Genomic DNA, 24,923 nt, shown 5'->3' with positions numbered 1-24,923 from the left:
CGCATCCTGCGCGACCCGGCATCGGAAATGATGGAACCTGCTTGATAGCGGGCCGCATCGAGCAGAATCAATCAAGCGCAGCAGGTATAGCGCACCGCACGCCCCCTTGAACAGGGGGCGTGCGGTGGGGAAGGGACCGGGAGCCGGAGTCAGTGCGCGTCGCGCGTGAGGTACACGCCGAACATCGCCCCCTGCGGGTCGCGCAGCACCGCGAGCCGGGGGCCGTCGGGCACGGACGTGGGCGGCATCAGCACGTCGCCGCCGGCGCCGGCCGCGTCGGCGGCCGTGGTGTCGACGTCGGCGACCGCGAAGTACGGCAGCCAGTGCGGCGGCACCTCGGGCGGGAACTTCTCGTCCATCGTCGTCATGCCGCCGAAGTCGTCACCGGCGATGCCCCATTGCGTGTACCGCTCCGAGGAGTGGACCGTCCAGCCGAACACGGCGGTGTAGAACGCCTCCGCCTGCCGCGGCTCCCGGGTCATCAGCTCCACCCAGCCCAGCGAGCCGGGAGCGTTGAAGAGCCCGGCGCCGGGGAACGCGCGCGCCTGCCACAACTGGAAGACCGCGCCCGTCGGATCGGCGGCGACGGTCAGGACGCCGACGTCGAACACGTCCATCGGCCCGAGCAGCACGGTCCCGCCCGCCGCCCTCACCTGCTGCGCCGCCGCGTCGGCGTCCTCCACCGCGAACGACACGTTCCACGCCACCGGCTGCGCCTCCTGGTACAGCGGGGACAGCGCGGCCACGGCGGCGTCGCCGAGGTGCGCGACGGTGTAACCGCCGGCCTCCTGGCGCGGGTCCGTCTCGGGCCGCCAGCCGAACACGGTCGCGTAGAAGCGCTTGGCCGCCTCGATGTCGGTGGTGCCGAGCTCCGTCCAGCAGGGCCCGCCGGTCACCGGTCGGTCGAGCTTCATGGCGTTCCTTCCTCGCCGCGGCCCCCTCCAGCACGCTAACCGGGCCCCGCAAGGGCGGCCACCGCTCGCTTGATCTCAACCGCGCTCGAGGTTCTACGGTGGCCGGTGACCTGGTGGACACACGGGGAGGGAGGCGCCATGGCGCTGAAGGAGTACCCGGCCGAGCAGCTCGCCCGCCAGCCGATCGGGGCGTGGACCGGGGAGGCGTACCGCAGGGTCGTCGGCGCCCTGCGCGACCGGCTGGCCGTCGAGGACCTCACCCAGCCGCACTGGTGGACGCTCAACCACGTCGCCGGCGAGCCCGGGAGGTGGACCCGTCCGGAGCTGACCGCGCGGCTGTCCCGCTACGACGACCTCGGCATCGACTTCGAGGCGGTCTACGACGACCTCGTGGCCCGAGGCTGGCTCACCGAGGACGGCGGCATGCGGCTGACCGAGGCGGGGGAGGCGGGACGGCTGCGGGCGCGCGAGCGCAACCTCGCCGTGCACCGGCGGACGCGCGAGGGCGTCGCCGAGGCGGACTTCGTCACCACCATCGACGTCCTGCGCCGCATCGTCGCCAACCTTGGCGGCGATGGCGACCTGCCCGACTGAGCTGCGGCGCCCGCCGCCGCGTCCGGGCGGCTCCTCAGATCCCGGGCCGGTAGCGCAGGGGATGGTCGGCCGGCACCTCGACCAGGACGATCGGGACGCCGTCGGGGTCCTCGACCCACATCTCGACGAGACCCCACGGCTCCCGCACCGGCGGCCGGACGATCGGCACGCCCTTGTCCCGCAGCTCCTCGTGCGCCGCGTCGGCGTCGGCGACCTGGAGCCACAGGCGGATCGCGGGGGAGGGCGGGGCGTCGGAGCGGCCCGACAGCTCCAGGAAGCCGCCGCCGAGGAAGTAGACGGTGCCGCGCTCCGGGCCCGTGCCGAACTCGCGGTAGACGGCGAGGCCCAGCTGCTCGCCGTAGAAGGCGCGGGAGCGTTCGGGGTCGGTGGGGCGCAGGAGTGTCCGGCTGCTGAGAACGTGCACCATACAACCGCAGCCTAGTGGCAGGGTTACCCTCGATCCGGTCAACCGCCCCGAGGACAGGGAGAAACGCGCCATGGAGTCCGCCGCCAGCGCCCTGACGTTCCGTGAAGCCACCGACGCCGATGTCGACGCGCTGGTCGCGCTGGTCGAGTCGGCCTACCGCGGGGACGCCAGCCGGGCGGGGTGGACCACCGAGGCGGACATCCTGGAGGGGCAGCGCACCGACCCCGAGGGCGTGCTGGAGGTCATCAAGTCGCCCGACAGCCGGCTGCTGACGGTCGAGCGGGACGGCGAAATCGTCGCCTGCTGCCAGCTCGAGCACCGCGGCACCTACGCCTACTTCGGCATGTTCGCCGTCCGGCCGACCGCGCAGGGCGGGGGCCTGGGCAAGGCCGTCATCGCCGAGGCGGAGCGGCAGGCCCGCGACATCTGGGGCGCCCAGGAGATGCACATGACCGTGATCTCCGTACGCGACGACCTGATCGCCTGGTACGAGCGCCGCGGCTACCGCCGCACGGGCCAGATGACTCCCTTCCCGTACGGCGACGAGCGCTTCGGCATCCCGCAGCGCGACGACCTGCAGTTCGAACTCCTGGTCAAGCCGCTCGACTGAGCCCCGGCGCCTCCCCGAGCGGCCAGGGGTGTCTAGGCCGTGAAGCGGCAGGCCTGTTTGATCTCCGGCTGGTCGGTGGTCACGCCGTCCAGTTCCAGCGCGCGGGCCAGCCGCAGCTGCTGCGGTGTGTTGACCACCCAGCTGAAGACCCTGAGTCCGGCCGAACGAGCCCGTTCCACGACCTCCAGGGTGAGCCGCTGGATGTCCAGACAGACGGTCGCCGCTCCGGCGGCGACCGCGCGCTCGGCCACCTCCGGGCCGTAGTGCTCGGCGACGAGCGCCGTCCGTACGCCCGGGACCAGCCGGGCCACCTCCGTGATCGCCTCGGCGTGGAACGAGATCACCTCGACCCGGTCCGTCAGGTCCCGCTCAAGCAGCACCTCCGCCAGCACCCGCGCGGCCCGGACGTCCTTGATCTCGGCCTGCAGCGGCGTCTTCACCGCGTCCAGGACCTCCTCGAAGACGGGCACCCGCTCGCCGAGCCCGGCGTCCAGGGTGCGCAGCTCCTCCAGCGTCCGCTCGGCGATCGCCCCGCTGCCGTCGGTCGTCCTGTCCACCCGCTCGTCGTGCATGACGACGAGCGCGCCGTCCTTGCTCAGGTGCAGGTCGAGTTCGATCGTGTCGAGACCGGCCCGCTCGGCCGCGGCGAAGGAGCGCAGCGTGTTCTCCGGCTCGACGCCCATGACGCCGCGGTGTCCAATGGTGATGAAGTTCAAGGTCCGCTCGCTTCCGTCGGCGACGGAGCCATCCGTACCCCGTCGACGGGGAAGAAACCCCTCCTTCCCGACCGTACGGGAAAAGCTTCGGTGAACATGGGGGTCGCGCAGGATAATTTCCGGAGCCTCCCCTTGCTGGAAGAAACCCCGTATGTATACGGTCTCCTTACGCGAGGTTCTCCCGTGGAGGATGGGACATGACGGAAATTCTTGTGCAGGCGGGTTCGGAGGAGAGGGTTCCTCCGGCGAGCAGGGTGGTCGAGCACCCGGCCTGGCCGCGGCTCAAGGATGCCGTGGAGCGCATCCGCCCCTGGCAGTCCAAGGACGGCTCGATCGACTTCACGGCCGAGGGCGCACCCGAGCGCGCCGCGGCCGAGGGCGCGGTCCACGAGGTGATCGAGGCCGTGCGCGAGCTCTCCCCGCTGCTGCCGCACGACGCCGCCTACCACGAGGCCCTGGTCAAGGACCTGCAGCGGTGGGCCGACGGCGGCTTCGAGGTGCCGGACTTCCTGGACGCGCTGCTGGCCTTCCAGCCCGCCGCGCAGCGCCAGGACGGCCTGCAGCACCTGGTCGTCTTCCCGATGTACACGCAGAACGGCAACCCGGACCGCAATCTCGAGGCGGTCGTGCTGCGCATGGTGTGGCCCGACTGGCTGGCCGAGCTGGAGCGCACCCGCTACGACAACCCGCTGTTCTGCGGCATCACCTTCGAGGACTTCACCTCCGGCTACGACACCAACTCCGCGGTGCTCTTCCCGGAGACCATCGCCGTGCGCGAGGCGCCGGAACGGTTCTCCTGGGGTGGCATCTTCTGCGACCGCGAGGCCGCCCGCTTCCGCCGGGTGACCGAGGCCGCCGTCGAGCTGCTCGGCATGGAGCTGCCCGAGGACATCGCCGCGATGGTCCACGACCAGAAGCGCTGCGAGGAGGCCTTCGTCCTGTGGGACATGGTCCACGACCGCACCCACAGCCACGGCGACCTGCCGTTCGACCCCTTCATGATCAAGCAGCGCCAGCCGTTCTGGATGTACGGCCTGGAGGAGCTGCGCTGCGACCTGACCGCCTTCAAGGAGGCCGTCAAGCTGCAGGCGGACGGCGTCCCGCAGGCCCGTGACGTGCAGTACGCCGTGCTGTTCGACCGGATGTTCCGCTTCCCGGTCACCGGCGACCGCGTCCGCAACTACGACGGCCTCGGCGGCCAGCTGCTCTTCGCCTACCTGCACAAGCACGACGTGGTCCGCTGGACCGACAACAAGCTCTCCATCGACTGGGAGCGCGCCCCGCAGGTCACCAACCAGCTGTGCGCCGAGATCGAGAAGCTGTACCGCGACGGCATCGACCGCCCGAAGCTGGTGCACTGGTTCGCCGGCTACGAGCTGGTCTCCACCTACCTGGCCCCGCACCCCGGCTCCACGTGGGCCAAGGGTCCCGACGCCCTGGACCTGACCCAGCCGCCGCGCAAGCTCGTCGATGACGTGCTTCCGGACGAGTTTCCGCTGAGCATGTTCTATGAGGCGCTGTCCAAGAAGCTCAAGAACGTGATTGCCTCGACCAAGGGCATCACGGCGGACAGCGCCGAGCGGGTCGCCGCGTGAGCGACCGGCGTACCGAGAACACTGCTCAGGAGGCGAAGAAGATGGGGAACGGGGCTCTCAGCGGTGCGGTGATCGCGGTCGCCGGCGCCGGCGGACCCGCCGGGCGGGCGGCGCTGCTGCGGCTCGCCGAGGCCGGCGCGACCGTGGTCGGCGCCGACAACGACCCGGAGCGGCTGTCGGAGGCCGTGGACGCGGCCCGCTACGCCCAGGGCGGCGCGACCGTCACCGGCGAGACCGTCGACCTGCTGAACCTGGAGGCCACCCGGGACTGGGCGAGCCGCACCGAGAAGGAGTTCGGCCGCGTCGACGGCCTGGTGCACCTGGTCGGCGGCTGGCGCGGCAGCGAGACCTTCATCAAGACCAGCCTGGACGACTGGGACTTCCTGGAGCTGCTGCTCATCCGCACGGTGCAGCACACCTCGCTGGCCTTCTCCGAGGCGCTGCAGCGCAGCGACCGCGGCCGGTACGTGCTGATCAGCGCCTCCGGTGCCACCAAGCCCACCGCGGGCAACGCCGCCTACGCCGCCGCCAAGGCCGCCTCCGAGGCGTGGACGCTGGCCATGGCGGACTACTTCCGCAAGGCCGGCATCGGTGAGGGCGCCGACGGGCCCACCTCGGCGGCTGTCATCCTGGTGGTGAAGGCGTTGCTGCACGACCAGATGCGCGCCGACCGCCCCAATGCGAAGTTCGCGGGCTTCACGGACGTCAAGGACCTCGCCGAGGCCATCGTCGGCGTCTGGGACAAGCCCGCCGCGGAAGTGAACGGACAACGTCTGTGGCTGACCGAGCAGCCGTGAACCCACCCAAGACCGACGCGCGTCGCCATCACGACCCCGAGGTCCGCGGTTTCGCCAGTGACAACTACGCCGGCGCCCACCCCGAGGTGCTCGCCGCCCTGGCCCTGGCCAACGGCGGGCACCAGGTGGCGTACGGCGAGGACGACTACACGGAGAACCTCCAGCGGATCGTGCGCAGCCACTTCGGCGCCACGGCCGAGGCGTTCCCGGTGTTCAACGGCACCGGCGCCAACGTCGTGGCGCTCCAGGCGGTCACCGACCGCTGGGGCGCGGTGATCTGCGCGGAGAGCGCGCACATCAACGTCGACGAGGGCGGGGCGCCGGAGCGGATGGGCGGCCTGAAGCTGCTCACCGTCTCCACCCCGGACGGCAAGCTCACCCCCGAGCTGATCGACCGGCAGGCCTGGGGCTTCGAGGACGAGCACCGGGCGATGCCGCAGGTCGTCTCGATCACCCAGTCCACCGAGCTGGGCACCCTCTACACGCCCGACGAGATCCGCGCGATCTGCGAGCACGCCCACGCCCACGGCATGCGGGTGCACCTGGACGGCTCGCGCATAGCCAACGCGGCGGCCTCGCTGGACGTGCCCCTGCGGACGTTCACGAACGCCGTGGGCGTCGACATCCTCTCGCTCGGCGGCACGAAGAACGGCGCGCTGTTCGGCGAGGCGGTCGTCGTCCTCAACCCGGACGCGGTGCGCCAGATGAAGCACCTGCGCAAGATGTCGATGCAGCTGGCCTCCAAGATGCGGTTCGTCTCGGTGCAGCTGGAGGCGCTGTTCGCCAAGGACCTGTGGCTGCGCAACGCCCGGCACGCCAACGAGATGGCCCAGCGCCTGGCCGAGGGCGTGCGGTCGGTGCACGGGGTGGAGATCCTCTACCCGGTGCAGGCCAACGGCGTGTTCGCCCGGCTGCCGCACGACGTGAGCGAGCGGCTGCAGAAGCGCTTCCGGTTCTACTTCTGGGACGAGGCCGACGGCGTGGTGCGCTGGATGTGCTCCTTCGACACGACGGAGGAGGACGTGGACGCGTTCCTGGCCGCGCTCAAGGAGGAGATGGCGCGGTAGCCCTCTCTCCAGAAATGAATAGGTATGCGGTCACCTGAAAAGTCATTGACTGTCGGGTGATCGCATTCCTATGCTCTGCGGACATGCAGCCGATCCAGAAGAACCCCGACCTGTCCGCGTACTTGGCAGCGGACGAGGTCATCGACCATCACCACCCGGTGGTGCGGCAGACGGCCGCCCGGCTCGCCGAGGGCGCGGCGGACTCGTATGACTATGCGCGGGCAGCCTTCGAGTTCGTCCGGGACGAGATCCCGCACGCCCTCGACAGCGGCGACCCGCGCATCACGTGGCGCGCCTCGGACGTCATCGCGCTGCGCACCGGCATCTGCTGCGCCAAGGCGCACGCGCTGGCCGCGCTGCTGCGCGCGGAGGACATCCCGACCGCGCTGTGCTACCAGAAGCTCGACGTGGTGCACGGCCTGGTCGCGGTCCGCTTCCACGGCGCCTGGCACCGCCAGGACCCGCGCGGCAACAAACCGGGCGTCGACGCCCGGTTCCGCCTGGACGGCGAGCAACTGGCCTTCGTACCCGACCCGGAGGCCGGGGAACGGGACTACCCGGAGCTGTACGACGCTCCGCATCCGGCCGTCGTGGAGGCCCTGCGGGCGGCCGCCGACGTGCCGTCCCTGTGGCGGACCTACCCGGCCGCCCTCTGAGGCGGGCGCACGGTCCGCCCGGCGGGCGGCCGGCGGCTCGCGCCGCGGGTCAGTGGGCCTCGGCCGCCCGGAGCTCCTCCGGAGTCGGGGCCGTGCCGCCCAGATGGGCCGGCATCCACCAGGTGTCGGAGGCGTCCCGGGGGCGGACCGGGTAGGCGCGCTGGGCGGCCTCCAGCAGCTCCTGCACGCGCTCGCGCAGGCGGCGGGTGATCGCCCCGGCGTACTGGTCGCGCGGGGCCTCGACCGGCTCGCCCACGCGGATGGTGATGGGGGTGTGGCTGCGCTTGAAGTTGCGCGGGTGCCCCTTCGTCCACAGCCGCTGGGTGCCCCAGACCGCCATCGGGATCAGCGGCACGCCGGCCTCCTGGGCCAGCCGGGCGGCGCCCGACTTGAAGCTCTTCAGCGTGAACGACTGCGAGATCGTCGCCTCCGGGAACACGCCGATGACCTCGCCGGAGCGCAGCGAGTCCAGGGCGTGCGCGTAGGCCGCGTCGCCCTGGGCGCGGTCGACCGGGATGTGCTTCATCCCGCGCATCAGCGGCCCGGAGACGCGGTGGCGGAACACGGCCTCCTTGGCCATGAACCGCACCAGCCGCTTCTGCGGGAGCGCGGCGAGACCGTTGAAGATGAAGTCGAGGTAGCTGATGTGATTGCTCACCAGCACCGCCCCGCCCGTCCGCGGGATGTTCTCCGAGCCTCGGCAGTCGATCTTCAGGTCCCAGACCTTGAACAGGGTTTTCGCGAAACCGATGACGGGGCGATAGACGAGTTCTGCCATGGGCGGGACGGACCCTTCCTTCTTCAGCCGCTGCCAGGGAATGCCAGAGAAGGAGGTTCCCGGCGGGAATCAAGTTACGCAGCCGTAGGTTCACTGCTTGTCGCAGATCGTGCCCCAAACAACGGGCGGGGAGCCAGTCCTGGTGCCCGTCCGCCGCGAGATCCTCGTCACGTCGACCCCATGATCGACCTGCACCTTTACATGGCCTTTACTCCGCGCGAACCACCGCACGGCGCACCAGCAGGTACATCTCGCACCCCAGGCAGTACCCGAAGACCGCGTTCAGGAAGGCCGCCGCCAGCGCCGCCGCGGTGGCCGCCATCCCGAGCCACTGCGGGCCCAGCGCATACCCCACCAGTCCGAGGGCCGCGAAGACCAGCCCCACCGCCTGCGCGAACCGCGGCGGCTCGGGCGCCTCGAACGCCGTCGGCGGGCCGAGCCGCGGCCGCACCGCCGTGCGGAACACCCAGCCGTAGGGCGAGCGCGCCACCCCGCCGGCGGCCCCGAGCGCGAACGCCAGGGTCTGCCAGGCCAGCAGCCAGACGTTGCCGGTGATCAGCACGACCGCCAGCACCACACTCGTCACGGCCGCACCGAACCGCGGTCCTCGTACGTCGATGTCCATGGAGCCCAGCATTCCGCACCGGGGCGGGTTCGCGGGAGCCGGGAATCTTTGCGGTCTCGTGAATGCTTGTGCAGATGATGACCGGACTGGTGGTGTGCGTCGTGGTGCTCGCGGTGGCGAGCGCCTACGGCCTGGTGCAGCGACGGCGGGGCGGGAGAGTACGGGTGCGGGTGCGCGACGAGGGCAAACGGCTCACGGCGGAGGAACTCGGCGGGGAACTGGGGGAGCGCGCCACCCTCGTGCAGTTCTCCAGCGCCTTCTGCGCCCCCTGCCGGGCCACCCGGCGCGTCCTCGGCGAGGTCGCCGGCCTGGTCCCCGGCGTGCGGCACCTGGAGATCGACGCCGAGGCCCACCTGGAGCTGGTGCGCGCCCTGGACATCCTCAAGACCCCGACCGTGCTGGTCCTGGACGCCGAGGGCCGCGTCGTGCGCCGGGCCACCGGGCAGCCCCGCAAGGCGGACGTCATCGCTGCGCTCGGCGAGGCGGTGTGACGGCGCGTCCGGTCACGGTGAGCTGTCTCCCACATCACGGGACGTACTTGACTGTACTCGCCACCTGTCGTCAGCCTGAGCCCATGCCTTCGGAACTCCTTCTCCATGGACGGGTGCACGTCGACCTCGTCCGCACGGCGAGCGCGCGCTGTCCGGGCCACTGCTAGCCCCGTGCCCCCTCGCCCCGCCGATGTGAAGGACGACTCCGTGACGGCCACGCCCGATCTGCGCATCCCCCGGCTCGCCTCTCCCGACCTTCTCCGCTCCGTCTTCCGGCGCCACGCGGCGGGGGTCGCCGTGATCACCGCGCGCGGCGCCTCGGGGCCGGTCGGTTTCACCGCCACCTCCCTCACCTCGGTCTCCGCCGAACCCCCGATGGTGTCCTTCGGCATCGGCACCGGCGCCTCCAGCTGGCCCGCGATAGCCGAGGCCGGCCACGTCGGCGTGCACATCCTCGGCGAGCACCAGCAGGAGCTGGCCGCCACCTTCGCCCGCAGCGGCGCGGACCGCTTCGGCGCCCCCACCGTCTGGCATGAGGGCCCCGAGGGCGTCCCCGTGCTGGACGGCGTCCTGGCCTGGCTGGTGTGCCGGGTCGTCGCCCGGGTGCCCGCCGGCGACCACCGGATCGTGCTCGCCGAGGTCGTCGTCGGAGACCCCTCCGGGCCCGGCCGTCCGCTCCTTTACCACCAGGGCGGCTTCACCGCTCTGCGCGATTAGTCACCCTCCGGCCCGCCTGCGAACCGGTCGAGTTCCGGTTACGCTGCGTTGCGAAGGTCACAGTTCAAAGCGCTTGCTTAGCGGGCAGGAACTGGGTGTACTGACGAGTAATATTTCGGTCGGAGCGGGGACCGCCCCGTACCGGAATCGGCCGCTTGAGGCGCCTATGCTGCCTCTCAAGTAGGCAGCCGAGAAATGACGAGGCAGTAGGAGAGCCGGCGTGAGCTTGAGGATCGTTGTCACTGTGAAGTACGTGCCCGACGCCACTGGCGACCGGCACTTCGCCGATGACCTGACCGTCGACCGGGACGACGTGGACGGTCTGCTCTCCGAGCTGGACGAGTACGCCGTCGAGCAGGCGCTGCAGATCGCCGAGAACTCCGACGACGACGTCGAGGTCACCGTCCTGACCATCGGCCCCGAGGACGCCAAGGACGCGCTGCGCAAGGCGCTGTCCATGGGTGCCGACAAGGCCATCCACGTCGAGGACGACGACCTGCACGGCACCGACGCCATCGGCACCTCGCTGGTGCTGGCCAAGGCGATCGAGAAGGCCGGCTTCGACCTGGTCGTCTCCGGCATGGCCTCCACCGACGGCACCATGGGCGTCGTCCCCGCGCTGGTCGCCGAGCGCCTGGGCGTCCCGCAGGTCACCCTGCTCTCCGAGGTCTCCGTCGAGGACGGCACCGTCAAGGGCCGCCGTGACGGCGACGCCGCCTCCGAGACGCTCGAGGCCTCCCTGCCGGCGCTCGTGTCGGTCACCGACCAGTCCGGCGAGGCCCGTTACCCGTCCTTCAAGGGCATCATGGCGGCCAAGAAGAAGCCGGTGGAGTCCTGGGACCTGTCCGACCTCGACATCGAGGCCGAGGAGGTCGGCCTGGAGGGCGCGTTCACCAAGGTCGAGGCCGCCAACGAGCGCCCGGCGCGCACCGCGGGCACGATCGTCAAGGACGAGGGCGAGGGCGGCAAGCAGCTCGCTGAGTTCCTCGCGAGCCAGAAGTTCATCTAAGGGACCGGCCCGTCCCTGGCAGGGACCGCCTCCCTGACCGCCCCTCAGACTTCGCAATCCCCGCAGGAGATGCATTCCCATGGCTGAAGTTCTCGTCTACGTCGACCACGTGGACGGCGCCGTCCGCAAGCCCACCCTGGAGCTGCTGACCCTGGCCCGCCGCATCGGCGAGCCGGTCGCCGTCGCGCTGGGCAACGGCGCCGGCGACACCGCCGCCGCGCTCGCCGAGCACGGCGCGGTGAAGGTCCTCACCCACGACGCCTCCGAGTACGCCGAGTACCTGGTCGTACCGAAGGTGGACGCCCTGCAGGCCGCCGTCGAGGTGGTCTCCCCGGCCGCCGTGCTGGTCCCCTCCTCCGCCGAGGGCAAGGAGATCGCCGCCCGTCTGGCGCTGCGCATCGGCTCCGGCATCATCACCGACGCCGTCGACCTGGAGGCCGGCGACGAGGGCCCGGTGGCCACCCAGTCGGTGTTCGCCGCCTCCTTCACCACCAAGTCCCGGGTCGTCAAGGGCACCCCGGTCATCACGGTCAAGCCGAACTCGGCCGCCGTGGAGGCCGCCCCGGCCGCCGGCAGCGTCGAGGCCCTGTCCGTGACGTTCTCCGAGAAGGCCACCGGCACGAAGATCACCGGCCGTACGCCGCGTGAGTCGACCGGCCGCCCGGAGCTGACCGAGGCCGCGATCGTGGTCTCCGGCGGCCGTGGCGTGAACGGCGCGGAGAACTTCGCGATCATCGAGGCGCTCGCCGACTCGCTCGGCGCGGCCGTCGGTGCCTCGCGTGCCGCCGTGGACGCCGGCTGGTACCCGCACACCAACCAGGTCGGCCAGACCGGCAAGTCGGTCTCGCCGCAGCTGTACATCGCCAACGGCATCTCCGGCGCCATCCAGCACCGCGCCGGCATGCAGACCTCGAAGACCATCGTGGCCGTCAACAAGGACCCCGAGGCCCCGATCTTCGAGCTGGCCGACTACGGCGTCGTGGGCGACCTGTTCGACGTCGTCCCGCAGCTGACCGAGGAGATCAAGGCCCGCAAGGGCTGATCCTCCCCGCGGTTCGGCGAGGCCCCCGTGACCTGTGCGGTCGCGGGGGCCTCGCCGTGTTCCCGCCGGAGGCTCATGCTGTGGACAGGGTGTTGACCAGGAGGAAGATCCACGGATAACTTCGCTCTACGGATTATTGATTTCATAGAGCGGAAAACAGGAGGCTGTGGGATGGGTCAGGGCCAGCAGGAGAAGGTGGCGACGAGCCTCGCGGGCACCGTCAGCGAGGAGATCAGCGCCTCCCTCGCGCCGGTCGACGCCGCACTGGAGCGGACCTACCCGGGCGACCCCGGCACCCGCCAGCCCGTGCACACCGTCTACGTCCCCGGTGAGGTCTTCGCCGCCGACACCCTCCGCTCCTGGGGCGATCAGGCCCTCGCCGCGCTCGACGAGCACGCCCCCGACGCCGCCTCCTTCGCCGCCGTGCTCGGCCTCTCCGACGAACTCGCCGAGCCGGTCTACACGCGCGTACGCGCCAAGCTGGAGCGCGAGCCCATCGAGGACCTGCGCGTCGACTTCGAGGACGGCTACCACGGCACGGACGAGGACGCGGACGCCGCCCGCGCCGCCCGCCTCATCGCCTCGGCGTACGCCGACGGCACGGCCGCGCCGTACATGGGCATCCGCATGAAGTGCATGGAGGCCGCCGTACGGGACCGGGGCATCCGGACCCTGGACGTCTTCCTCAGCGGGCTCCTCGAGCACGGCGGGCTGCCGGACGGCCTCACCCTCACCCTGCCCAAGGTCACCTACCCGGAGCAGGTCACCGCCATGGTCCGCCTCCTGGAGGCGTTCGAGAAGGCGCGTGGGCTCGAGCCCGGGCGCATCGGCTTCGAGATCCAGATCGAGACCAGCCAGGCCATCCTCGCCGCCGACGGCACCGCCACCGTCGCCCGCATGATCCAGGCCGCCGAGGGCCGCGCCACCGGGCTGCACTACGGCACCTTCGACTACAGCGCCTGCCTCGGCGTCTCCGCCGCCTACCAGGCCAGCGACCACCCGGCCGCCGACCACGCCAAGGCGATCATGCAGGTCGCCGCCGCGGGCACCGGGGTGCGGGTGTCCGACGGCTCCACCAACGTGCTGCCCGTCGGCTCGACCGAGAAGGTCCACGACGCCTGGCGACTGCACTACGGGCTCACCCGGCGGGCGCTCGCCCGTGCGTACTACCAGGGCTGGGACATGCACCCGGGACACATCCCGACGCGGTACGCGGCGGTCTTCGCCTTCTACCGGGAGGGCTTCGAGCAGGCCGCCGCCCGGCTCGCGCGGTACGCCGGCCATGTGGGCGGGGACGTCATGGACGAGCCGGCCACGGCGAAGGCGCTCAGCGGGTACCTGCTGCGGGGGCTGGACTGCGGTGCGCTCGACGTGGCGGAAGTGGCCCGGGCGACGGGGCTCACGCGGGCCGACCTGGAGGGGTTTGCCGCGCCTCGGCGGGGCGATCTCACGGCGTCTGCGCAGTAGCCTGCCGGGTGCCTGCGGCGGGCTGTGCGGGTGCCTGCGGCGGCCTGTGCGGGTTTCGTCGTGGTTGCTCGCGCAGTTCCCCGCGCCCCTGAGGTGCCTGCGGCGGCCCGTGCGGGCTCGTCGTGGCTGGTCGCGCAGTTCCCCGCGCCCCTGAGGTGCCTGCGGCGGGCCCTGCCTAGGCGTACTGCTCCAAGCCTGACGTGGTGATCAAATCCTCTTCGGTGAACAGGCGGGCCGCCCGGGCGCGCAGGGTCGCGTCGGAGCGTGCCCGTGCGCAGAACTCCTCCGGGGTGCTGCCCAGCAGGTCGCGCAAGGGAGGGGACTGGCGCAGCAGGGCGGTGAGCAGGGGGCGTTGGCCGGGGTGGCGGCGGGGGGTCCGGGTGCCGTCGCGCAGGACGCCGTGGCGGTTGGTGTAGCAGTACGCGCCGGGTAGTACGTGGCCGTCGGGGAGGGTGACGCGGACGGCCGGGGCGGGCAGCCAGACGCGTGCGAAGTTGCCCTGGGGGAGCGTCGCGCCCTCGGTCGTGTCGATCGCGGTGAGTTGCTCGGCGTCCAGCCAGAGGATGAAGAGGGCCCGGGTGCCGGTGAGGGAGCGGAAGGGCGCCGCCGAGACGTAGCCGGCTCGGCTGACGTGCGCCGAGACGCCTATGTCGACGCCGCTGACCTGCGTGCGCACCATCGGCACCGGTGTGGTGATGCCGAAGGTGTCCAGCTTGTGGCGCAGCTGGCCGGGGCAGGCGTTGCAGCCGACGGTCAGCACGGGGGTGCAGTCGTCGTGCACCAGGCGGTCGAGGGGGAGCAGTCGGTCGCCGTCGAGCAGGCCCGAACCCCGCGGCCATGTCCCGGGGTACAGCAGCGGGTCATCGTGCGGCACCTGGGCCAGGCCGAGCGCCGCCAGGGTGCGGTCCACCATCGCTGCCCACCCTAGCCACCCGGCAATGCGGATGGCGTGGCCGGCTCAGTCCGCCGGGGGCAGCTCGCCGGAGCCGCGGGCGATCAGGCGGGTCGGGAGTTCCACGCGTTCGGGGGCGATCAGGTCGCCGTCCAGTTGGCGGAAGAGGCGCTCGGCGGCGGTGCGGCCGAGGGCGGCCGCGTCCTGGGCGACCACGGTCAGGCCCGGCCGGAGCAGGTCGGCGAGCTCGACGTCGTCGAAGCCGACCAGGGCGACCGGGCGGTCGTGCGTGGCCAGGACCCGGATCACGGTGACGCTGACCCGGTTGTTGCCGGTGAAGATCGCGGTGACCGGTTCGGGACCGGACAGCATCTCCTCCGCGGCGCGGCGCACCCGCTCGGGGTCGGTGGCGCCCAGCGACATCCAGGAGTCCGCGACGGGTATCCCCGCGTCCTCCATCGCGGCCCGGTAGCCGCGCAGCCGCTCGGCGGCCGTGTGGATGCGGGGCATGTCACCGATGAAGCCGATCCGGCGGTGCCCGTGCGCGATCAGGTGCGCCACGCCGTCGCGGGCGCCGCCGTGGTTGTCCGAGAGCACGCAGTCCGCGTCGATCCGGCCCGCCGGGCGGTCCACGAACACGGTCGCCACGCCCGCGCGGATCTCCGGCTCCAGGTAGCGGTGGTCGTCCCCGGCCGGGATCACCACCAGGCCGTCCACCCGGCGGGCGCACAGGGCGAGGGCCAGTTCCTGTTCGCGGTCCGGGTCCTCGGCGCTGGAGCCGTTGATCAGCAGTGCGCCGTGCGCCCGGGCCACTTCCTCCACCGCGCGACTCAGCGGGCCGTAGAACGGGTCGGCGAGGTCCTCCAGGACCAGCCCGATGCTCGCGGTGCGGCCCTTGCGCAGCACGCGCGCGCTGTCGTTGCGCCGGAAGCCCAGCGCCTCGATGGCCTCCTGCACGCGCCGCTCGGTGTCCGGGGTGACCCCGGGCTCCCCGTTGACCACCCGGGAGACGGTCTTCAGGCCCACTCCGGCGCGTGCCGCGACGTCCTTCATGGTGGGACGGTTGCCGTACCGGCTGCCCGGGAGGCGGTCGGCGAGGCGGGCGGTGCTGCGGGCGGTCTCGGGCACGGTGCGCTGTCCTGTCCTGTCGTCCACGGGGGGCGGTGGAGGTGTGCGCCCATGGAACCGTGCCGGGGATGCGGTGGTCCATGGGCTTGTATGAGGATGTGGCGTCGAGCATAGAGCCTGGACAACGTTGTCACGGGCGGGGGAGACTGTCCACCGCACACTCCGGTCCGCGCCCCACCGCCGGCCGGCCGGCGCCTTGGCCGGCTTTCGCCTGATTCACGAACGGGGAGATCCGACACCCATGACCACCGACCTCGTGGCCGCGCTCGACATCGGCGGCACCAAGATCGCCGGCGCGCTCGTCGACGACCGCGGCACGATCCTGGTGCGGGCCCAGCGCCCGACCCCCGCGCGGGAGGACGGCGACACCGTGATGGGGGCCGTCGAGGAGGTGCTCGGCGAGCTGACGGCGTCGCCGCTGTGGGGGCGCGCGCGGGCGCTCGGCATCGGCAGCGCGGGCCCGGTGGACGCCTCCACGGGCACGGTGAGCCCGGTGAACATCCCCGGCTGGCGTGATTTCCCGCTGGTGGGGCGGGTCCGGAAGGTGGCCGGCGGCCTCCCGGTGGAGCTGATCGGGGACGGCGTGGCCATCACCGCCGCCGAGCACTGGCAGGGCGCGGCGCGCGGACACGACAACGCCCTGTGCATGGTGGTGTCCACCGGCGTCGGCGGCGGCCTGGTCCTGGGCGGCCGGCTGCACCCGGGGCCGACGGGCAACGCCGGCCACATCGGGCACATCAGCGTCGACCTGGACGGCGACCCCTGTCCGTGCGGCTCGCGCGGCTGCGCGGAGCGGATCGCGAGCGGCCCGAACATCGCCCGGCGCGCCTTGGAGCAGGGCTGGCGGCCGGGCCCGGACGGCGACGCCTCCGCCGCCGCGGTGGCCGCCGCCGCCCGCATCGGCGACCCGGTCGCCGTCGCCTCCTTCGAACGGGCCGCGCAGGCGCTCGCGGCGGGCATCGCGGCCACCGCCACCCTGGTCGAGATCGACATCGCGGTGATCGGCGGGGGCGTCGGCAAGGCCGGCGAGGTCCTGTTCGCCCCGCTCCGCAAGGCGCTGGCCGACTACGCGACCCTGTCCTTCGTGCGCCGCCTGACGGTGGCCCCCGCCCAGATGGGCACCGACGCGGGCCTGGTCGGCGCGGCCGCCGCGGCGCTCACCGGGGTGACGGGGACGGCCGCGGCCGGGGTGTGAGCCGCCCGGCCCGGCCGACGGTGAGTCCGGCCGGGCCGGGGCGACACCGGGTCGGCGGGTCGGTGCGAGGCCCGGGCGTGTGGCGCCCGGCCGGGCAGACGGGGCCGCCCGGCCGGGGCGCCGGGTTCAGCAGGTCAGCCGGGCGTCCGCCCAGTCCGCGTGGTCGGAGTCGACGCCGTCGCCGCCGTCGGTGACCACCAGTTCCACCACCTGGGCGCCGGAGACGTCCGCGGTGAGGTGCTGCGCGGGCATCGCGTTGGTCAGCACCCCGGTCGAGGCGACCGTCCGGCCGTCGGCGCGCACCTCGAAGGCGACGGTTCCGTTGGCGCCCTTCTCGTCGTCGACGCCGACGTCCGCGCTGACGGTCTCGCAGGAGCGGCCCGTGTAGTAGGCGACGGTGCTGGGCGCGTGCACGCCGAGCCCCTTGCCGTAGACCACGCCGCCGAGGGTGATCGGCCGGCCGTCGCCGGCCGCGCTCTCCCCGTTGCTGGTGTTGCGCTCCACCGGTCCCCAGCCGCTGTCGGCGGACAGCCACGGCAGGTCGCCGAGGAAGGAGACGCCAGTGGGCGGCGGCACCACCACGGAGGCCGTCACGGTCAGGGAGTTCGCGGCCCGCACGCCGGTCGGCGAGCGGTAGCTCGTGGTCAGCGTCAGGCCGTAGGACCCGGTGGGGGTGCCCGCCGGAGCGGTGAGCGTCCAGTCGGTGCGCAGGGAGCGGCCGGTCGGCAGCGACGCCGTCGTGGTGGGCGAGGCGGGGCGCACGGTCCAGCCCGCCGGGCCGGTCAGGGTGACGGAGACGTCGCGGGCCGGGGTGCGGCCGAGGTCGGTGACGGTGGAGGTCACCGTGACGGGCTTGCCCGCCTCGACGTAGGCGCCGCCGTCCAGGCCGTTCTCCACGGCCGGCGGCTGGGCGGCCCAGCCGTCACCGGCGGCGACGCGCACCAGGACCGTGCCGTGTGCCGGGACGGTGGCCGCGATCGTGCCGGCCGTGTTGTACGTCGTGTGCCGCCACAGGTCGCGCAGGGTGTAGCCGTCCGCGTCGGGCAGTCCGACGGCGCGCGCGGTGGTGGCGATGCGCTGGGCCGTGGCCGACTCGTTGAACAGGGCGACCGCGCGGCTGCCGTCCTTCATCTCCTTGGCGATCACCCAGCGCCCGCCGGCCGAGGAGACAACGGTGCCCTGCTTGCCGAGCGGGTCCTGGTCGACGGCGATGACCTCCTTGTTGCCGAGGATCTCGTACGTCGTGTCGGTGGCCTTGCGCAGGTCGGTGCCGATGAGCAGCGGCGCGGCCATCACCGACCACAGCGAGAAGTGCGAGCGGTACTCGGTGTCCGTCATGCCGCCGTTGCCGACCTCCAGCATGTCGGGGTCGTTCCAGTGGCCGGGACCGGCGTACGGGGCGAGCGGCAGGTTCTTCTTGGCGATCGCCAGCATCGAGCCCCAGCTGTCGGAGATGTCGCCGGTGGTGCGCCACAGGTGGCCCACGTCGGCGGCCCACTCCCAGGGTTTGTTCTCGCCCCATTCGCAGATGCTGAAGACGATGGGCCGCCCGGTGGCCTTCAGCGCGTCGCGCATGGTGGTGTAGCGCTTCTTGGCGTCGACGCCCTGGTTGTTGCAGTTGTCGTACTTGAGGTAGTCCACGCCCCAGTCGGCGAACTGCCGGGCGTCGCTGTACTCGTGGCCGAGCGCGCCGGGGAAGCCGATGTTGCTGCACGTCTTGGTGCCGGCGCTGGTGTAGATGCCGAGCTTGAGGCCCTTGGCGTGGACGTAGTCGGCGACCGCCTTGATGCCGCCGGGGAAACGGGCCGGGTCGGGTACGAGCTTGCCGTCGGCGTCGCGCTGCGGGAGCGCCCAGCAGTCGTCGAGGTTGACGTACTGGTAGCCGGCGGCCTTGAGGCCCTTGGCGACGAAGAGGTCGGCGATGCCCTTGACCATCGCCTCGTCGAACTCGGCCCGGCAGTGGGTGGAGTTCCAGTTGTTGAAGCCCATCGGCGGGGTGAGGGCGAGCCCGTCGGCCAGGGCGGGGGCGTCCGGCGCGGCGGGGGCGCCGGACGCGGCGACGGCCGGGGCGGTGAGCCCGGCCGTACACAGCAGCCCTGCGGCGAGCGCTCCGACCATTCTGTGACGTGGTGTGCGGGTGTGACGCATGGTGACGTGCCTCCGACCAGCGAGAGGGGAGACGAGGTCATGTACTCGTCATCGGTGCGCGTTCACGTTAGAACGTGTCGGAGTGTGTTGGAAGATGGCCGGTCGTGATTGCTTCCCCCTGTCCCGCGCCGACCCCGGGTGTCAGGGGCAGTTCTCCCCGAACTTGACCGCGGTGAAGGCGACCGGCCGGCCGCTGAGAGTGCTCCCGGCGGCGGGCGACTGGGTGCACACCTGCCAGTTGCTCTCCACGAGCACCCAGCGATCCTCGGCGGAGGCGTCCTTGACGGTGATCGAGGTGCCGGAGTCCAGGGCGGCCCGCGCCGCCTTCACCGACTTGCCCCGGAAGTCCGGCATCCTGCCGGCCGCCGCCGAGGGGGCCGCCTGCTCCTTGGCCGGGCAGGTCTCCTCCAGCTTCACCGCGCCGAAGTCCAGGGTGGTGTTCGTGGCCACCGTGGTACCGGCGGCGACGTTCTGGCTGCACACCTTCCAGTTGCGGTCGAGCACCTGCATCCGGTCGCGGCCCAGCGCGTCGTGCGAGGACAGCGCGTAGAAGCCGTGCGCCTGGGCGGTGTCCTGGGCGGACTGCAGCCCCATGCCGACGAACGACGGCACCTTCTCGCGCTCGGCGGCCGAGGGCTTGTCGTCCGGCGTGTGCGTCGCCGTGGGCGTCGCCGCGGGGGCGGTGGAGAAGGAGGGGAGGGTGACGCTCGGCGCCGCCGGTTTCGCCGTGTCGTTCGGCTGGCAGCCGAGCAGCGCGCCGGTGGCGCAACACAGCAGGACGGCACTGAGGATGCGGGTACGCACGATTCCCCCCAAGGAAGCGCGAGGTGCCGGTGAGACACCGTGAGAAGACGGTAAGCGTGGAACCGGAACACGGTAAGCCACTCGTGAAGGTGAGGTGAAATCAGGAGATGCGTGACCTCGGGGCGTTGGCGGAGTTGATCCGGGCATGAAGAAGCGCAGCATGCTCGCCATCGCCTCCCTCGCCACCGGGTTCGTCGTCGCCGCGATCACCCCGTCGCACGGCCTGGACGCCGACGACCTGACGAAGCTCAACGTGGACGACACCCTCAGCACCCTGGACCACACCGTCGCCCAGGACAGCTTCGACGTCGACGAGGGCGCGCTCGGCGGACTCAACTGACTCGGGGGACGGCCGGCGGCGGTGCCGCCCTGCCGCGCGTGAGGGCGCGGGAGGGCGGCACCGCCGTCTTGTGCGCCCTCAACGGGGACGGGTTTCCGTGGCAGGGTGGAGCGGGCAAGCCACAGGGGGCCAACAGAAGAGGGGGAACCGTGACCGTCGTCTGGATCAACGGTGCGTTCGGAGCGGGGAAGTCCACCACCGCGCGCGAACTGATCGACCTGATCCCGAACAGCACGCTCTTCGACCCCGAACTCGTGGGCGCCGGGCTGCGGCACCTGCTGCCACCCAAACGCCTCGCCGAGGTGGACGACTACCAGGACCTGCCGATCTGGCGCCGCCTCGTGATCGACACCGCCGCCGCGCTGCTCGCGGAGCTGGGCGGCATCCTGGTGGTCCCCATGACCCTGCTGCGCCAGGAGTACCGGGACGAGATCTTCGGCGGCCTCGCCGCCCGCCGCATCCCGGTCCGGCACATCCTCCTGGCCCCGGCTGAAACGATCCTGCGCGAGCGCATAGCCCACCGTCCGGTACCACCGGACCTCCCGGACGGCGAGCTGCGCGTCCGGCAGTGGTCCTACGACCACATCGAGCCCTACCGCGCGGCCCTCGCCGGCTGGCTGACCGCCGACGCCCACCCGATCGACACCGGCGCCCTCACGCCGCAGGAGGCCGCCGCGCGGGTCGCCGAGGCGGTCGGCAGCGGCACCGCGCCCGTCTGCGACATCGTGCAGACGCCCGAGCCCACCGCGGAGACCCTGGCCGCCGGCGTGCTCCTCTTCGACGACCAGGACCGGGTGCTGCTCGTCGACCCCACCTACAAGGCCGGCTGGGAGTTCCCCGGCGGCGTCGTCGAGCCCGGCGAGGCGCCGGCCCGCGCGGGCATGCGCGAGGTCGCGGAGGAGACCGGCATCCGGCTCGACGAGGTCCCCCGGCTCCTCGTCGTCGACTGGGAGCGGCCGGTACCCCCCGGATACGGCGGGCTGCGCCTGCTCTTCGACGGCGGCCGGCTGGACGCGGCCACCGCCCGTCAGGTGCTGCTGCCGGGGCCCGAGTTGCGCGCGTGGCGGTTCGTCACCGAGGAGGAAGCGGCCGGGCTGCTGCCCCCGGTGCGCTACGAGCGGCTGCGCTGGGCCCTGCGCGCCCGCGAACGCGGCGCCGCGCTCTACCTGGAGGCCGGCACGCCCGTGGGCTGAGTCAGCCGGCCCGCCCGGCGACCGCCCTCAGCACGGCGCCCGCCCCGGCCGTCACCGCGTCGCCGTGGCCGAAGCAGGCGACCTCCGTCTCCAGCTCCGCCAGCCGCCGCAGCGAGGCGAGCGCCCTCGGCCGGTCCTGGTGGAACACCCCCGGCATCACCGCGCCGTCCACCGGCGAAGCGGCCACCGTGTCGCCGGTGAACAGCACGCCGTGCCCGGGCAGATGCAGCGCGATGCTGCCCTCGGTGTGCCCGGGCACGTGCACCACGCGGGCGCCGCCGCCGAAGGGCAGCACCGCGCCGTCGCGGACCTCGGTGACCGCCGCCGGCACGGCGGCCGCGCTCAGCGGCGGCAACCCCTGTGTGACCCGGGCGTGCAGCGGCCGCTCCCAGTCCTCCAGCACCGGCGGCGGCCCCGGCCGCTCCTGCCGCACGTACGGCGCGTCCGCCCGGTGCACCAGCACCGGCACGCCCTCCCACTCGCCCGCGCCTCCCGCGTGGTCCTCGTGGAAATGCGTCAGCACGATCCGCCGTACGGAGTGGGCGGAGAGCCCGAGCGAGGCGATGCCCTCGGCGATCGCACCGCCGGAGCCCACCGGCCCCGCGTCGATCAGCGTCAGGTCGTCCTCACCGTCCCGCCAGAGGTAGGCCTGGCCGACGGCGAAGCGCAGCAGATGCAGACGGGGCAGCAGCCCGATGACGTCCATGGCGCGACCCTAGGGGGTGTCTCGTCGATCACGCCGGGCTCGCGGCGCCTGGCACCGCACCTCGCCGCGTTGTCGTCGGTCCCCGATGCTCCGCATCGACTCCCTCCTCCGCCTTGCGATGCACGGCACCAGATGCCGCTCCCTGATCCGGCGTGATCGACGAGACACCCCCTGGGGCCCCTCACCGCGTGGTGAGGGGCCCTCGGCTGTGGGCAGAACCGGTCAGCCGGCGGCGTAGTTGAGCAGGAACAGCGCCTCCGCGACCGACAGCCGCTCCAGCTCCTCGGGCGAGACGCTCTCGTTGACGGCGTGGATCTGCGCCTCCGGCTCGCTCAGCCCGATGAGCAGGATCTCCGCCTGCGGGTAGAGCGCGGCGAGGGTGTTGCACAGCGGGATGGAGCCGCCCTGCCCGGCGTACTGCATGTCCTGGCCCGGGTAGGCCACCGCCATCGCGTCGGCCATCGCCTGGTAGGCGGGGCTCGTGGCGTCGGCGCGGAAGGCCTGGCCCTGCCCGATCTGCTCGACAGCGACCCGCGCGCCCCACGGGGTGCGCGTCTCCAGGTGCGCCTGCAGCAGCTTGGTCGCCTCCGCCGCGTCCACGCCCGGCGGCACCCGCAGCGAGACCAGGGCGCGGGCGCTCGCCTGCACGGACGGCGTGGCGCCCACCACCGGCGGGCAGTCGATGCCGAGGACGGTGACCGCCGGGCGGGCCCAGATGCGGTCGGCGACCGTGCCGGAGCCGATCAGTTCCACGCCGTCGAGCACCTTGGCGTCCTTGCGGAACTGCTCCTCGTCGTACTGCAGGCCCTCCCAGGAGGCGTCGCCGGTCAGCCCGTCGACCGTGGTCGAGCCGTCCTCGGCGCGCAGCGAGTCCAGGACGCGGATCAGCGCGCCCAGCGCGTCGGGCGCGGCGCCGCCGAACTGGCCCGAGTGCAGGTTGCCCTCCAGGGTGTCCACCTGGACGCGGACCAGGGTCATGCCGCGCAGGGTGGTCGTCACGGTCGGCAGCCCGACGCGGAAGTTGCCCGCGTCGCCGATGACGATCGCGTCGGCGGCGAGCAGCTCCGGGTGCTGCTCGGCGTAGCGCTCCAGGCCGCCGGTGCCCTGCTCCTCCGAACCCTCGGCGATGATCTTGACGTTGACCGGGACGCCGCCGTTGGCCTTCAGCGCCCGCAGCGCCAGCAGGTGCATGATCACGCCGCCCTTGCAGTCGGCGGCGCCGCGGCCGTACCAGCGGCCGTCGCGCTCGGTCAGCTCGAACGGCGGGGTGACCCAGCCGGCCTCGTCGAGCGGGGGCTGCACGTCGTAGTGGGCGTACAGCAGCACGGTCCTGGCGCCCTCGGGGCCGCGCAGGTGGCCGTACACCGACTGCGTGCCGTCCGGGGTGTCGAGCAGCGCCACGTCCGTGAAGCCCTCGGCGGTGAGCGCGTCGGCGACCCAGCGGGCGGCGCCCTCGCTCTCGCTCTTCGGGAACTGCGCGAAGTCCGCCACCGACTTGAAGGCCACCAGCTCGGCGAGTTCCGCCCGGGCCCGGGGCATCAGTGCGGCGACGGTCTCGGCGACCGGATGCGACGACATGGGCACGCTCCTCGTGGGTGCGACGTTGTCCTTGGGTGAGTGCTGCCGATCCTCCCACAGCGGGCCGCGACGATCTCCGCCGTAGGATGCCGGTGGCAGCAGCGACAGCGGCGTGATCGGGAGCGGTAGACCATCGTGAGCAGCGAGAACTCTTCGGCGGACGACGTGCGGCAGGTGTGGGACGTCGTCGTGGTGGGCGCGGGCCCCGCGGGCGCCTCCGCCGCGTACGCGGCAGCGGTCGCGGGACGGCGCGTGCTGCTGCTGGAGAAGGCGGAGTTGCCGCGCTACAAGACGTGCGGCGGCGGCATCATCGGTCCCTCCCGTGACGCGCTCCCGCCCGGCTTCGAACTGCCGCTGAAGGACCGCGTGCACGCCGTCACCTTCTCCCTGAACGGCCGCTTCACCCGCACCAGGCGCTCCCGGCAGATGCTGTTCGGGCTGATCAACCGGCCCGAGTTCGACCAGCAGCTCGTCGAGCACGCCCAGAAGGCGGGCGCCGAGCTGCGCACCGGCGTCACCGTGCAGCGCGTCGAGCAGCACGGCGCGGCCGTCCCCGACCGGCGCACGGTGGCCGTGGTGCTGCAGGGCGGCGAGACGATCCTGGCGCGCGCGGTGGTCGGCGCCGACGGCAGCGCCAGCCGGATAGGGGCGCACGTGGGCGTCAAGGCGGACCAGGTCGACCTCGGCCTGGAGGCGGAGATCCCGGTGCCCGAGACCGTCGCCGAGGACTGGAAGGGCCGGGTGCTCATCGACTGGGGCCCGCTGCCCGGCAGTTACGGCTGGGTCTTCCCCAAGGGCGACACGCTCACCGTCGGCGTGATCTCGGCGCGCGGCGAGGGCGCCGCCACCAAGCGCTACCTGGAGGAGTTCATCGGCCGGCTGGGCCTCGCCGGGTTCGAGCCGCGCATCTCCTCCGGGCACCTCACGCGCTGCCGCGCCGACGACTCGCCGCTCTCGCGCGGGCGGGTGCTGGTGTGCGGGGACGCGGCCGGGCTGCTGGAGCCGTGGACCCGCGAGGGCATCTCCTTCGCGCTGCGCTCGGGCCGGCTCGCGGGGGAGTGGGCGGTGCGCATCGCCGAGGCGCACGACGCGGTGGACACCCGGCGCCAGGCGCTGAACTACGCGTTCGCGGTCAAGGCCGGGCTGGGCGTGGAGATGGCCGTCGGCAAGCGGCTGCTGTCCGCCTTCGAGCGGCGCCCCGGGCTCTTCCACGCCGCCCTGACCGGTCTGCGCCCGGCGTGGCGGGCGTTCACGGACATCACCCGCGGCGCGACGACGCTCGCCGAGATCGTCCGCACCCGTCCGATCGCCCACCGTGCGCTGACCGCGCTGGACCGGCGCCAGGCCGAGGCGCGGGGCGCGGCCGAGGCACGGGGCGAGGCGCGGGACGCGGCGCGGGACGGGGCCGAGGCGCGGGGCGAGACCACGTCCTGA

At 72.6% G+C, this 24,923-nt stretch carries 26 protein-coding genes; 15 read left to right on the top strand and 11 right to left on the bottom strand.

The genetic code is table 11. The features are described 5' to 3' along the window. Positions 1–149: 149 nt before the first annotated feature. Positions 150–914, bottom strand: coding sequence for a VOC family protein (locus ACF1AL_RS04940; protein ID WP_391778967.1), 765 nt, complete (start codon positions 912–914; stop codon positions 150–152). 138 nt (positions 915–1,052) lie between these two features. Here ACF1AL_RS04940 and ACF1AL_RS04935 point away from each other — a divergent pair, with 138 nt between their 5' ends. After that, complete coding sequence (locus ACF1AL_RS04935) at positions 1,053–1,508, top strand: MarR family transcriptional regulator (protein ID WP_391778966.1); 456 nt, start codon at positions 1,053–1,055, stop codon at positions 1,506–1,508. 34 nt (positions 1,509–1,542) lie between these two features. Here the strand turns inward: ACF1AL_RS04935 and ACF1AL_RS04930 are convergent, their stop codons facing one another. Further along, positions 1,543–1,935 (bottom strand): VOC family protein, encoded by a 393-nt coding sequence (locus ACF1AL_RS04930; RefSeq protein WP_366840442.1) that lies wholly within the window; start codon positions 1,933–1,935, stop codon positions 1,543–1,545. Positions 1,936–2,005: 70 nt separating this feature from the next. Here ACF1AL_RS04930 and ACF1AL_RS04925 point away from each other — a divergent pair, with 70 nt between their 5' ends. Then, a complete protein-coding gene (locus tag ACF1AL_RS04925) occupies positions 2,006–2,545 on the top strand; it encodes a GNAT family N-acetyltransferase (protein WP_366840441.1) in 540 nt (179 codons plus the stop codon). Positions 2,546–2,577: 32 nt separating this feature from the next. Here the strand turns inward: ACF1AL_RS04925 and ACF1AL_RS04920 are convergent, their stop codons facing one another. Then, the gene (locus ACF1AL_RS04920) at positions 2,578–3,261 is read right to left on the bottom strand and encodes a glycerophosphodiester phosphodiesterase (protein WP_391778965.1); all 684 of its coding nucleotides are present in this window, start codon (positions 3,259–3,261) and stop codon (positions 2,578–2,580) included. 197 nt (positions 3,262–3,458) lie between these two features. Between ACF1AL_RS04920 and ACF1AL_RS04915 the strand changes: the two genes are divergently transcribed. The 4 genes from ACF1AL_RS04915 to ACF1AL_RS04900 all read left to right on the top strand — a co-directional run bounded on the left by ACF1AL_RS04915 (position 3,459) and on the right by ACF1AL_RS04900 (position 7,376). Further along, positions 3,459–4,856, top strand: a complete 1,398-nt coding sequence (locus ACF1AL_RS04915; RefSeq protein ID WP_366840439.1) for a DUF6421 family protein — start codon at positions 3,459–3,461, stop codon at positions 4,854–4,856. Between the two features lie 41 nt (positions 4,857–4,897). Next, positions 4,898–5,653, top strand: a complete 756-nt coding sequence (locus ACF1AL_RS04910) for an SDR family NAD(P)-dependent oxidoreductase (protein WP_391659141.1) — start codon at positions 4,898–4,900, stop codon at positions 5,651–5,653. Further along, positions 5,650–6,720, top strand: a complete 1,071-nt coding sequence (locus ACF1AL_RS04905; RefSeq protein ID WP_366840438.1) for a low specificity L-threonine aldolase — start codon at positions 5,650–5,652, stop codon at positions 6,718–6,720. Before ACF1AL_RS04910 ends, ACF1AL_RS04905 begins: the two co-directional genes overlap by 4 nt. 83 nt (positions 6,721–6,803) lie before the next feature. Next, entirely contained in the window at positions 6,804–7,376 is a 573-nt protein-coding gene (locus ACF1AL_RS04900; protein ID WP_391659142.1) for a transglutaminase domain-containing protein, read from the top strand. Between the two features lie 49 nt (positions 7,377–7,425). Here ACF1AL_RS04900 and ACF1AL_RS04895 read toward each other — a convergent pair whose 3' ends face one another. Both ACF1AL_RS04895 and ACF1AL_RS04890 read right to left on the bottom strand, forming a co-directional pair. Further along, on the bottom strand, positions 7,426–8,154 hold the full coding sequence (locus ACF1AL_RS04895; RefSeq protein ID WP_366840436.1) for a lysophospholipid acyltransferase family protein: 729 nt from the start codon (positions 8,152–8,154) through the stop codon (positions 7,426–7,428). Positions 8,155–8,362: 208 nt separating this feature from the next. Continuing rightward, the gene (locus tag ACF1AL_RS04890; protein ID WP_384209448.1) at positions 8,363–8,779 is read right to left on the bottom strand and encodes a DUF4395 domain-containing protein; all 417 of its coding nucleotides are present in this window, start codon (positions 8,777–8,779) and stop codon (positions 8,363–8,365) included. Positions 8,780–8,856: 77 nt separating this feature from the next. Here ACF1AL_RS04890 and ACF1AL_RS04885 point away from each other — a divergent pair, with 77 nt between their 5' ends. The 5 genes from ACF1AL_RS04885 to ACF1AL_RS04865 all read left to right on the top strand — a co-directional run bounded on the left by ACF1AL_RS04885 (position 8,857) and on the right by ACF1AL_RS04865 (position 13,505). Further along, positions 8,857–9,270, top strand: a complete 414-nt coding sequence (locus ACF1AL_RS04885) for a TlpA family protein disulfide reductase (RefSeq protein ID WP_391779181.1) — start codon at positions 8,857–8,859, stop codon at positions 9,268–9,270. Positions 9,271–9,477: 207 nt separating this feature from the next. Next, complete coding sequence (locus ACF1AL_RS04880) at positions 9,478–9,987, top strand: flavin reductase family protein (protein ID WP_366840434.1); 510 nt, start codon at positions 9,478–9,480, stop codon at positions 9,985–9,987. A gap of 220 nt (positions 9,988–10,207) precedes the next feature. Beyond that, the gene (locus tag ACF1AL_RS04875) at positions 10,208–10,996 is read left to right on the top strand and encodes an electron transfer flavoprotein subunit beta/FixA family protein (RefSeq protein ID WP_366840433.1); all 789 of its coding nucleotides are present in this window, start codon (positions 10,208–10,210) and stop codon (positions 10,994–10,996) included. A gap of 79 nt (positions 10,997–11,075) precedes the next feature. After that, positions 11,076–12,038 carry an electron transfer flavoprotein subunit alpha/FixB family protein gene (locus ACF1AL_RS04870; RefSeq protein ID WP_391778964.1) on the top strand — a complete coding sequence of 321 codons (963 nt, stop codon included), beginning with the start codon at positions 11,076–11,078 and terminating at the stop codon, positions 12,036–12,038. A 171-nt stretch (positions 12,039–12,209) separates the two neighbouring features. After that, positions 12,210–13,505 carry a DUF6986 family protein gene (locus tag ACF1AL_RS04865; protein ID WP_366840431.1) on the top strand — a complete coding sequence of 432 codons (1,296 nt, stop codon included), beginning with the start codon at positions 12,210–12,212 and terminating at the stop codon, positions 13,503–13,505. Positions 13,506–13,680: 175 nt separating this feature from the next. Here ACF1AL_RS04865 and ACF1AL_RS04860 read toward each other — a convergent pair whose 3' ends face one another. Both ACF1AL_RS04860 and ACF1AL_RS04855 read right to left on the bottom strand, forming a co-directional pair. Beyond that, complete coding sequence (locus ACF1AL_RS04860) at positions 13,681–14,418, bottom strand: hypothetical protein (RefSeq protein ID WP_391778963.1); 738 nt, start codon at positions 14,416–14,418, stop codon at positions 13,681–13,683. A gap of 45 nt (positions 14,419–14,463) precedes the next feature. After that, on the bottom strand, positions 14,464–15,552 hold the full coding sequence (locus ACF1AL_RS04855; protein ID WP_384209433.1) for a LacI family DNA-binding transcriptional regulator: 1,089 nt from the start codon (positions 15,550–15,552) through the stop codon (positions 14,464–14,466). Between the two features lie 214 nt (positions 15,553–15,766). On the opposite strand from ACF1AL_RS04855, the gene ACF1AL_RS04850 reads away from it, so the two are divergent. Continuing rightward, positions 15,767–16,720, top strand: coding sequence for an ROK family protein (locus ACF1AL_RS04850; RefSeq protein ID WP_391778962.1), 954 nt, complete (start codon positions 15,767–15,769; stop codon positions 16,718–16,720). A gap of 126 nt (positions 16,721–16,846) precedes the next feature. Here ACF1AL_RS04850 and ACF1AL_RS04845 read toward each other — a convergent pair whose 3' ends face one another. Then, positions 16,847–18,838, bottom strand: a complete 1,992-nt coding sequence (locus ACF1AL_RS04845; RefSeq protein ID WP_391778961.1) for an NPCBM/NEW2 domain-containing protein — start codon at positions 18,836–18,838, stop codon at positions 16,847–16,849. Positions 18,839–19,009: 171 nt separating this feature from the next. Beyond that, positions 19,010–19,672, bottom strand: coding sequence for a hypothetical protein (locus ACF1AL_RS04840; RefSeq protein ID WP_391778960.1), 663 nt, complete (start codon positions 19,670–19,672; stop codon positions 19,010–19,012). A 145-nt stretch (positions 19,673–19,817) separates the two neighbouring features. Here ACF1AL_RS04840 and ACF1AL_RS04835 point away from each other — a divergent pair, with 145 nt between their 5' ends. Continuing rightward, a complete protein-coding gene (locus ACF1AL_RS04835) occupies positions 19,818–20,012 on the top strand; it encodes a hypothetical protein (protein WP_366840425.1) in 195 nt (64 codons plus the stop codon). Between the two features lie 149 nt (positions 20,013–20,161). Continuing rightward, positions 20,162–21,205, top strand: a complete 1,044-nt coding sequence (locus tag ACF1AL_RS04830) for an NUDIX domain-containing protein (protein ID WP_391778959.1) — start codon at positions 20,162–20,164, stop codon at positions 21,203–21,205. A 1-nt stretch (position 21,206) separates the two neighbouring features. On the opposite strand, the gene ACF1AL_RS04825 is transcribed toward ACF1AL_RS04830, so the two are convergent. Further along, positions 21,207–21,911 carry an MBL fold metallo-hydrolase gene (locus tag ACF1AL_RS04825; protein WP_391778958.1) on the bottom strand — a complete coding sequence of 235 codons (705 nt, stop codon included), beginning with the start codon at positions 21,909–21,911 and terminating at the stop codon, positions 21,207–21,209. Positions 21,912–22,133: 222 nt separating this feature from the next. Continuing rightward, entirely contained in the window at positions 22,134–23,489 is a 1,356-nt protein-coding gene (locus tag ACF1AL_RS04820; protein WP_391778957.1) for a dipeptidase, read from the bottom strand. 135 nt (positions 23,490–23,624) lie between these two features. On the opposite strand from ACF1AL_RS04820, the gene ACF1AL_RS04815 reads away from it, so the two are divergent. Beyond that, positions 23,625–24,923, top strand: a complete 1,299-nt coding sequence (locus ACF1AL_RS04815; protein WP_391778956.1) for a geranylgeranyl reductase family protein — start codon at positions 23,625–23,627, stop codon at positions 24,921–24,923.

The organism is Streptomyces sp. NPDC014801 (assembly GCF_043082085.1).
GTDB lineage: Bacteria > Actinomycetota > Actinomycetes > Streptomycetales > Streptomycetaceae > Streptomyces.
Note: the sequence above shows the minus strand (reverse complement) of the source record. Positions and strands in the feature narration are given on the sequence as shown.

Bases quoted from the DNA above. Each gene is read 5' to 3' on its own strand.
- ACF1AL_RS04825 (WP_391778958.1), bottom strand. From the start codon at position 21,911: ATGGACGTCATCGGGCTGCTGCCCCGTCTGCATCTGCTGCGCTTCGCC.
- ACF1AL_RS04835 (WP_366840425.1), top strand. From the start codon at position 19,818: ATGAAGAAGCGCAGCATGCTCGCCATCGCCTCCCTCGCCACCGGGTTC.
- ACF1AL_RS04860 (WP_391778963.1), bottom strand. From the start codon at position 14,418: ATGGTGGACCGCACCCTGGCGGCGCTCGGCCTGGCCCAGGTGCCGCAC.
- ACF1AL_RS04930 (WP_366840442.1), bottom strand. From the start codon at position 1,935: ATGGTGCACGTTCTCAGCAGCCGGACACTCCTGCGCCCCACCGACCCC.
- ACF1AL_RS04870 (WP_391778964.1), top strand. From the start codon at position 11,076: ATGGCTGAAGTTCTCGTCTACGTCGACCACGTGGACGGCGCCGTCCGC.
- ACF1AL_RS04890 (WP_384209448.1), bottom strand. From the start codon at position 8,779: ATGGACATCGACGTACGAGGACCGCGGTTCGGTGCGGCCGTGACGAGT.
- ACF1AL_RS04865 (WP_366840431.1), top strand. From the start codon at position 12,210: ATGGGTCAGGGCCAGCAGGAGAAGGTGGCGACGAGCCTCGCGGGCACC.
- ACF1AL_RS04895 (WP_366840436.1), bottom strand. From the start codon at position 8,154: ATGGCAGAACTCGTCTATCGCCCCGTCATCGGTTTCGCGAAAACCCTG.
- ACF1AL_RS04940 (WP_391778967.1), bottom strand. From the start codon at position 914: ATGAAGCTCGACCGACCGGTGACCGGCGGGCCCTGCTGGACGGAGCTC.
- ACF1AL_RS04910 (WP_391659141.1), top strand. From the start codon at position 4,898: ATGGGGAACGGGGCTCTCAGCGGTGCGGTGATCGCGGTCGCCGGCGCC.
- ACF1AL_RS04925 (WP_366840441.1), top strand. From the start codon at position 2,006: ATGGAGTCCGCCGCCAGCGCCCTGACGTTCCGTGAAGCCACCGACGCC.
- ACF1AL_RS04935 (WP_391778966.1), top strand. From the start codon at position 1,053: ATGGCGCTGAAGGAGTACCCGGCCGAGCAGCTCGCCCGCCAGCCGATC.
- ACF1AL_RS04820 (WP_391778957.1), bottom strand. From the start codon at position 23,489: ATGTCGTCGCATCCGGTCGCCGAGACCGTCGCCGCACTGATGCCCCGG.
- ACF1AL_RS04900 (WP_391659142.1), top strand. From the start codon at position 6,804: ATGCAGCCGATCCAGAAGAACCCCGACCTGTCCGCGTACTTGGCAGCG.
- ACF1AL_RS04850 (WP_391778962.1), top strand. From the start codon at position 15,767: ATGACCACCGACCTCGTGGCCGCGCTCGACATCGGCGGCACCAAGATC.
- ACF1AL_RS04845 (WP_391778961.1), bottom strand. From the start codon at position 18,838: ATGGTCGGAGCGCTCGCCGCAGGGCTGCTGTGTACGGCCGGGCTCACC.
- ACF1AL_RS04915 (WP_366840439.1), top strand. From the start codon at position 3,459: ATGACGGAAATTCTTGTGCAGGCGGGTTCGGAGGAGAGGGTTCCTCCG.
- ACF1AL_RS04885 (WP_391779181.1), top strand. From the start codon at position 8,857: ATGACCGGACTGGTGGTGTGCGTCGTGGTGCTCGCGGTGGCGAGCGCC.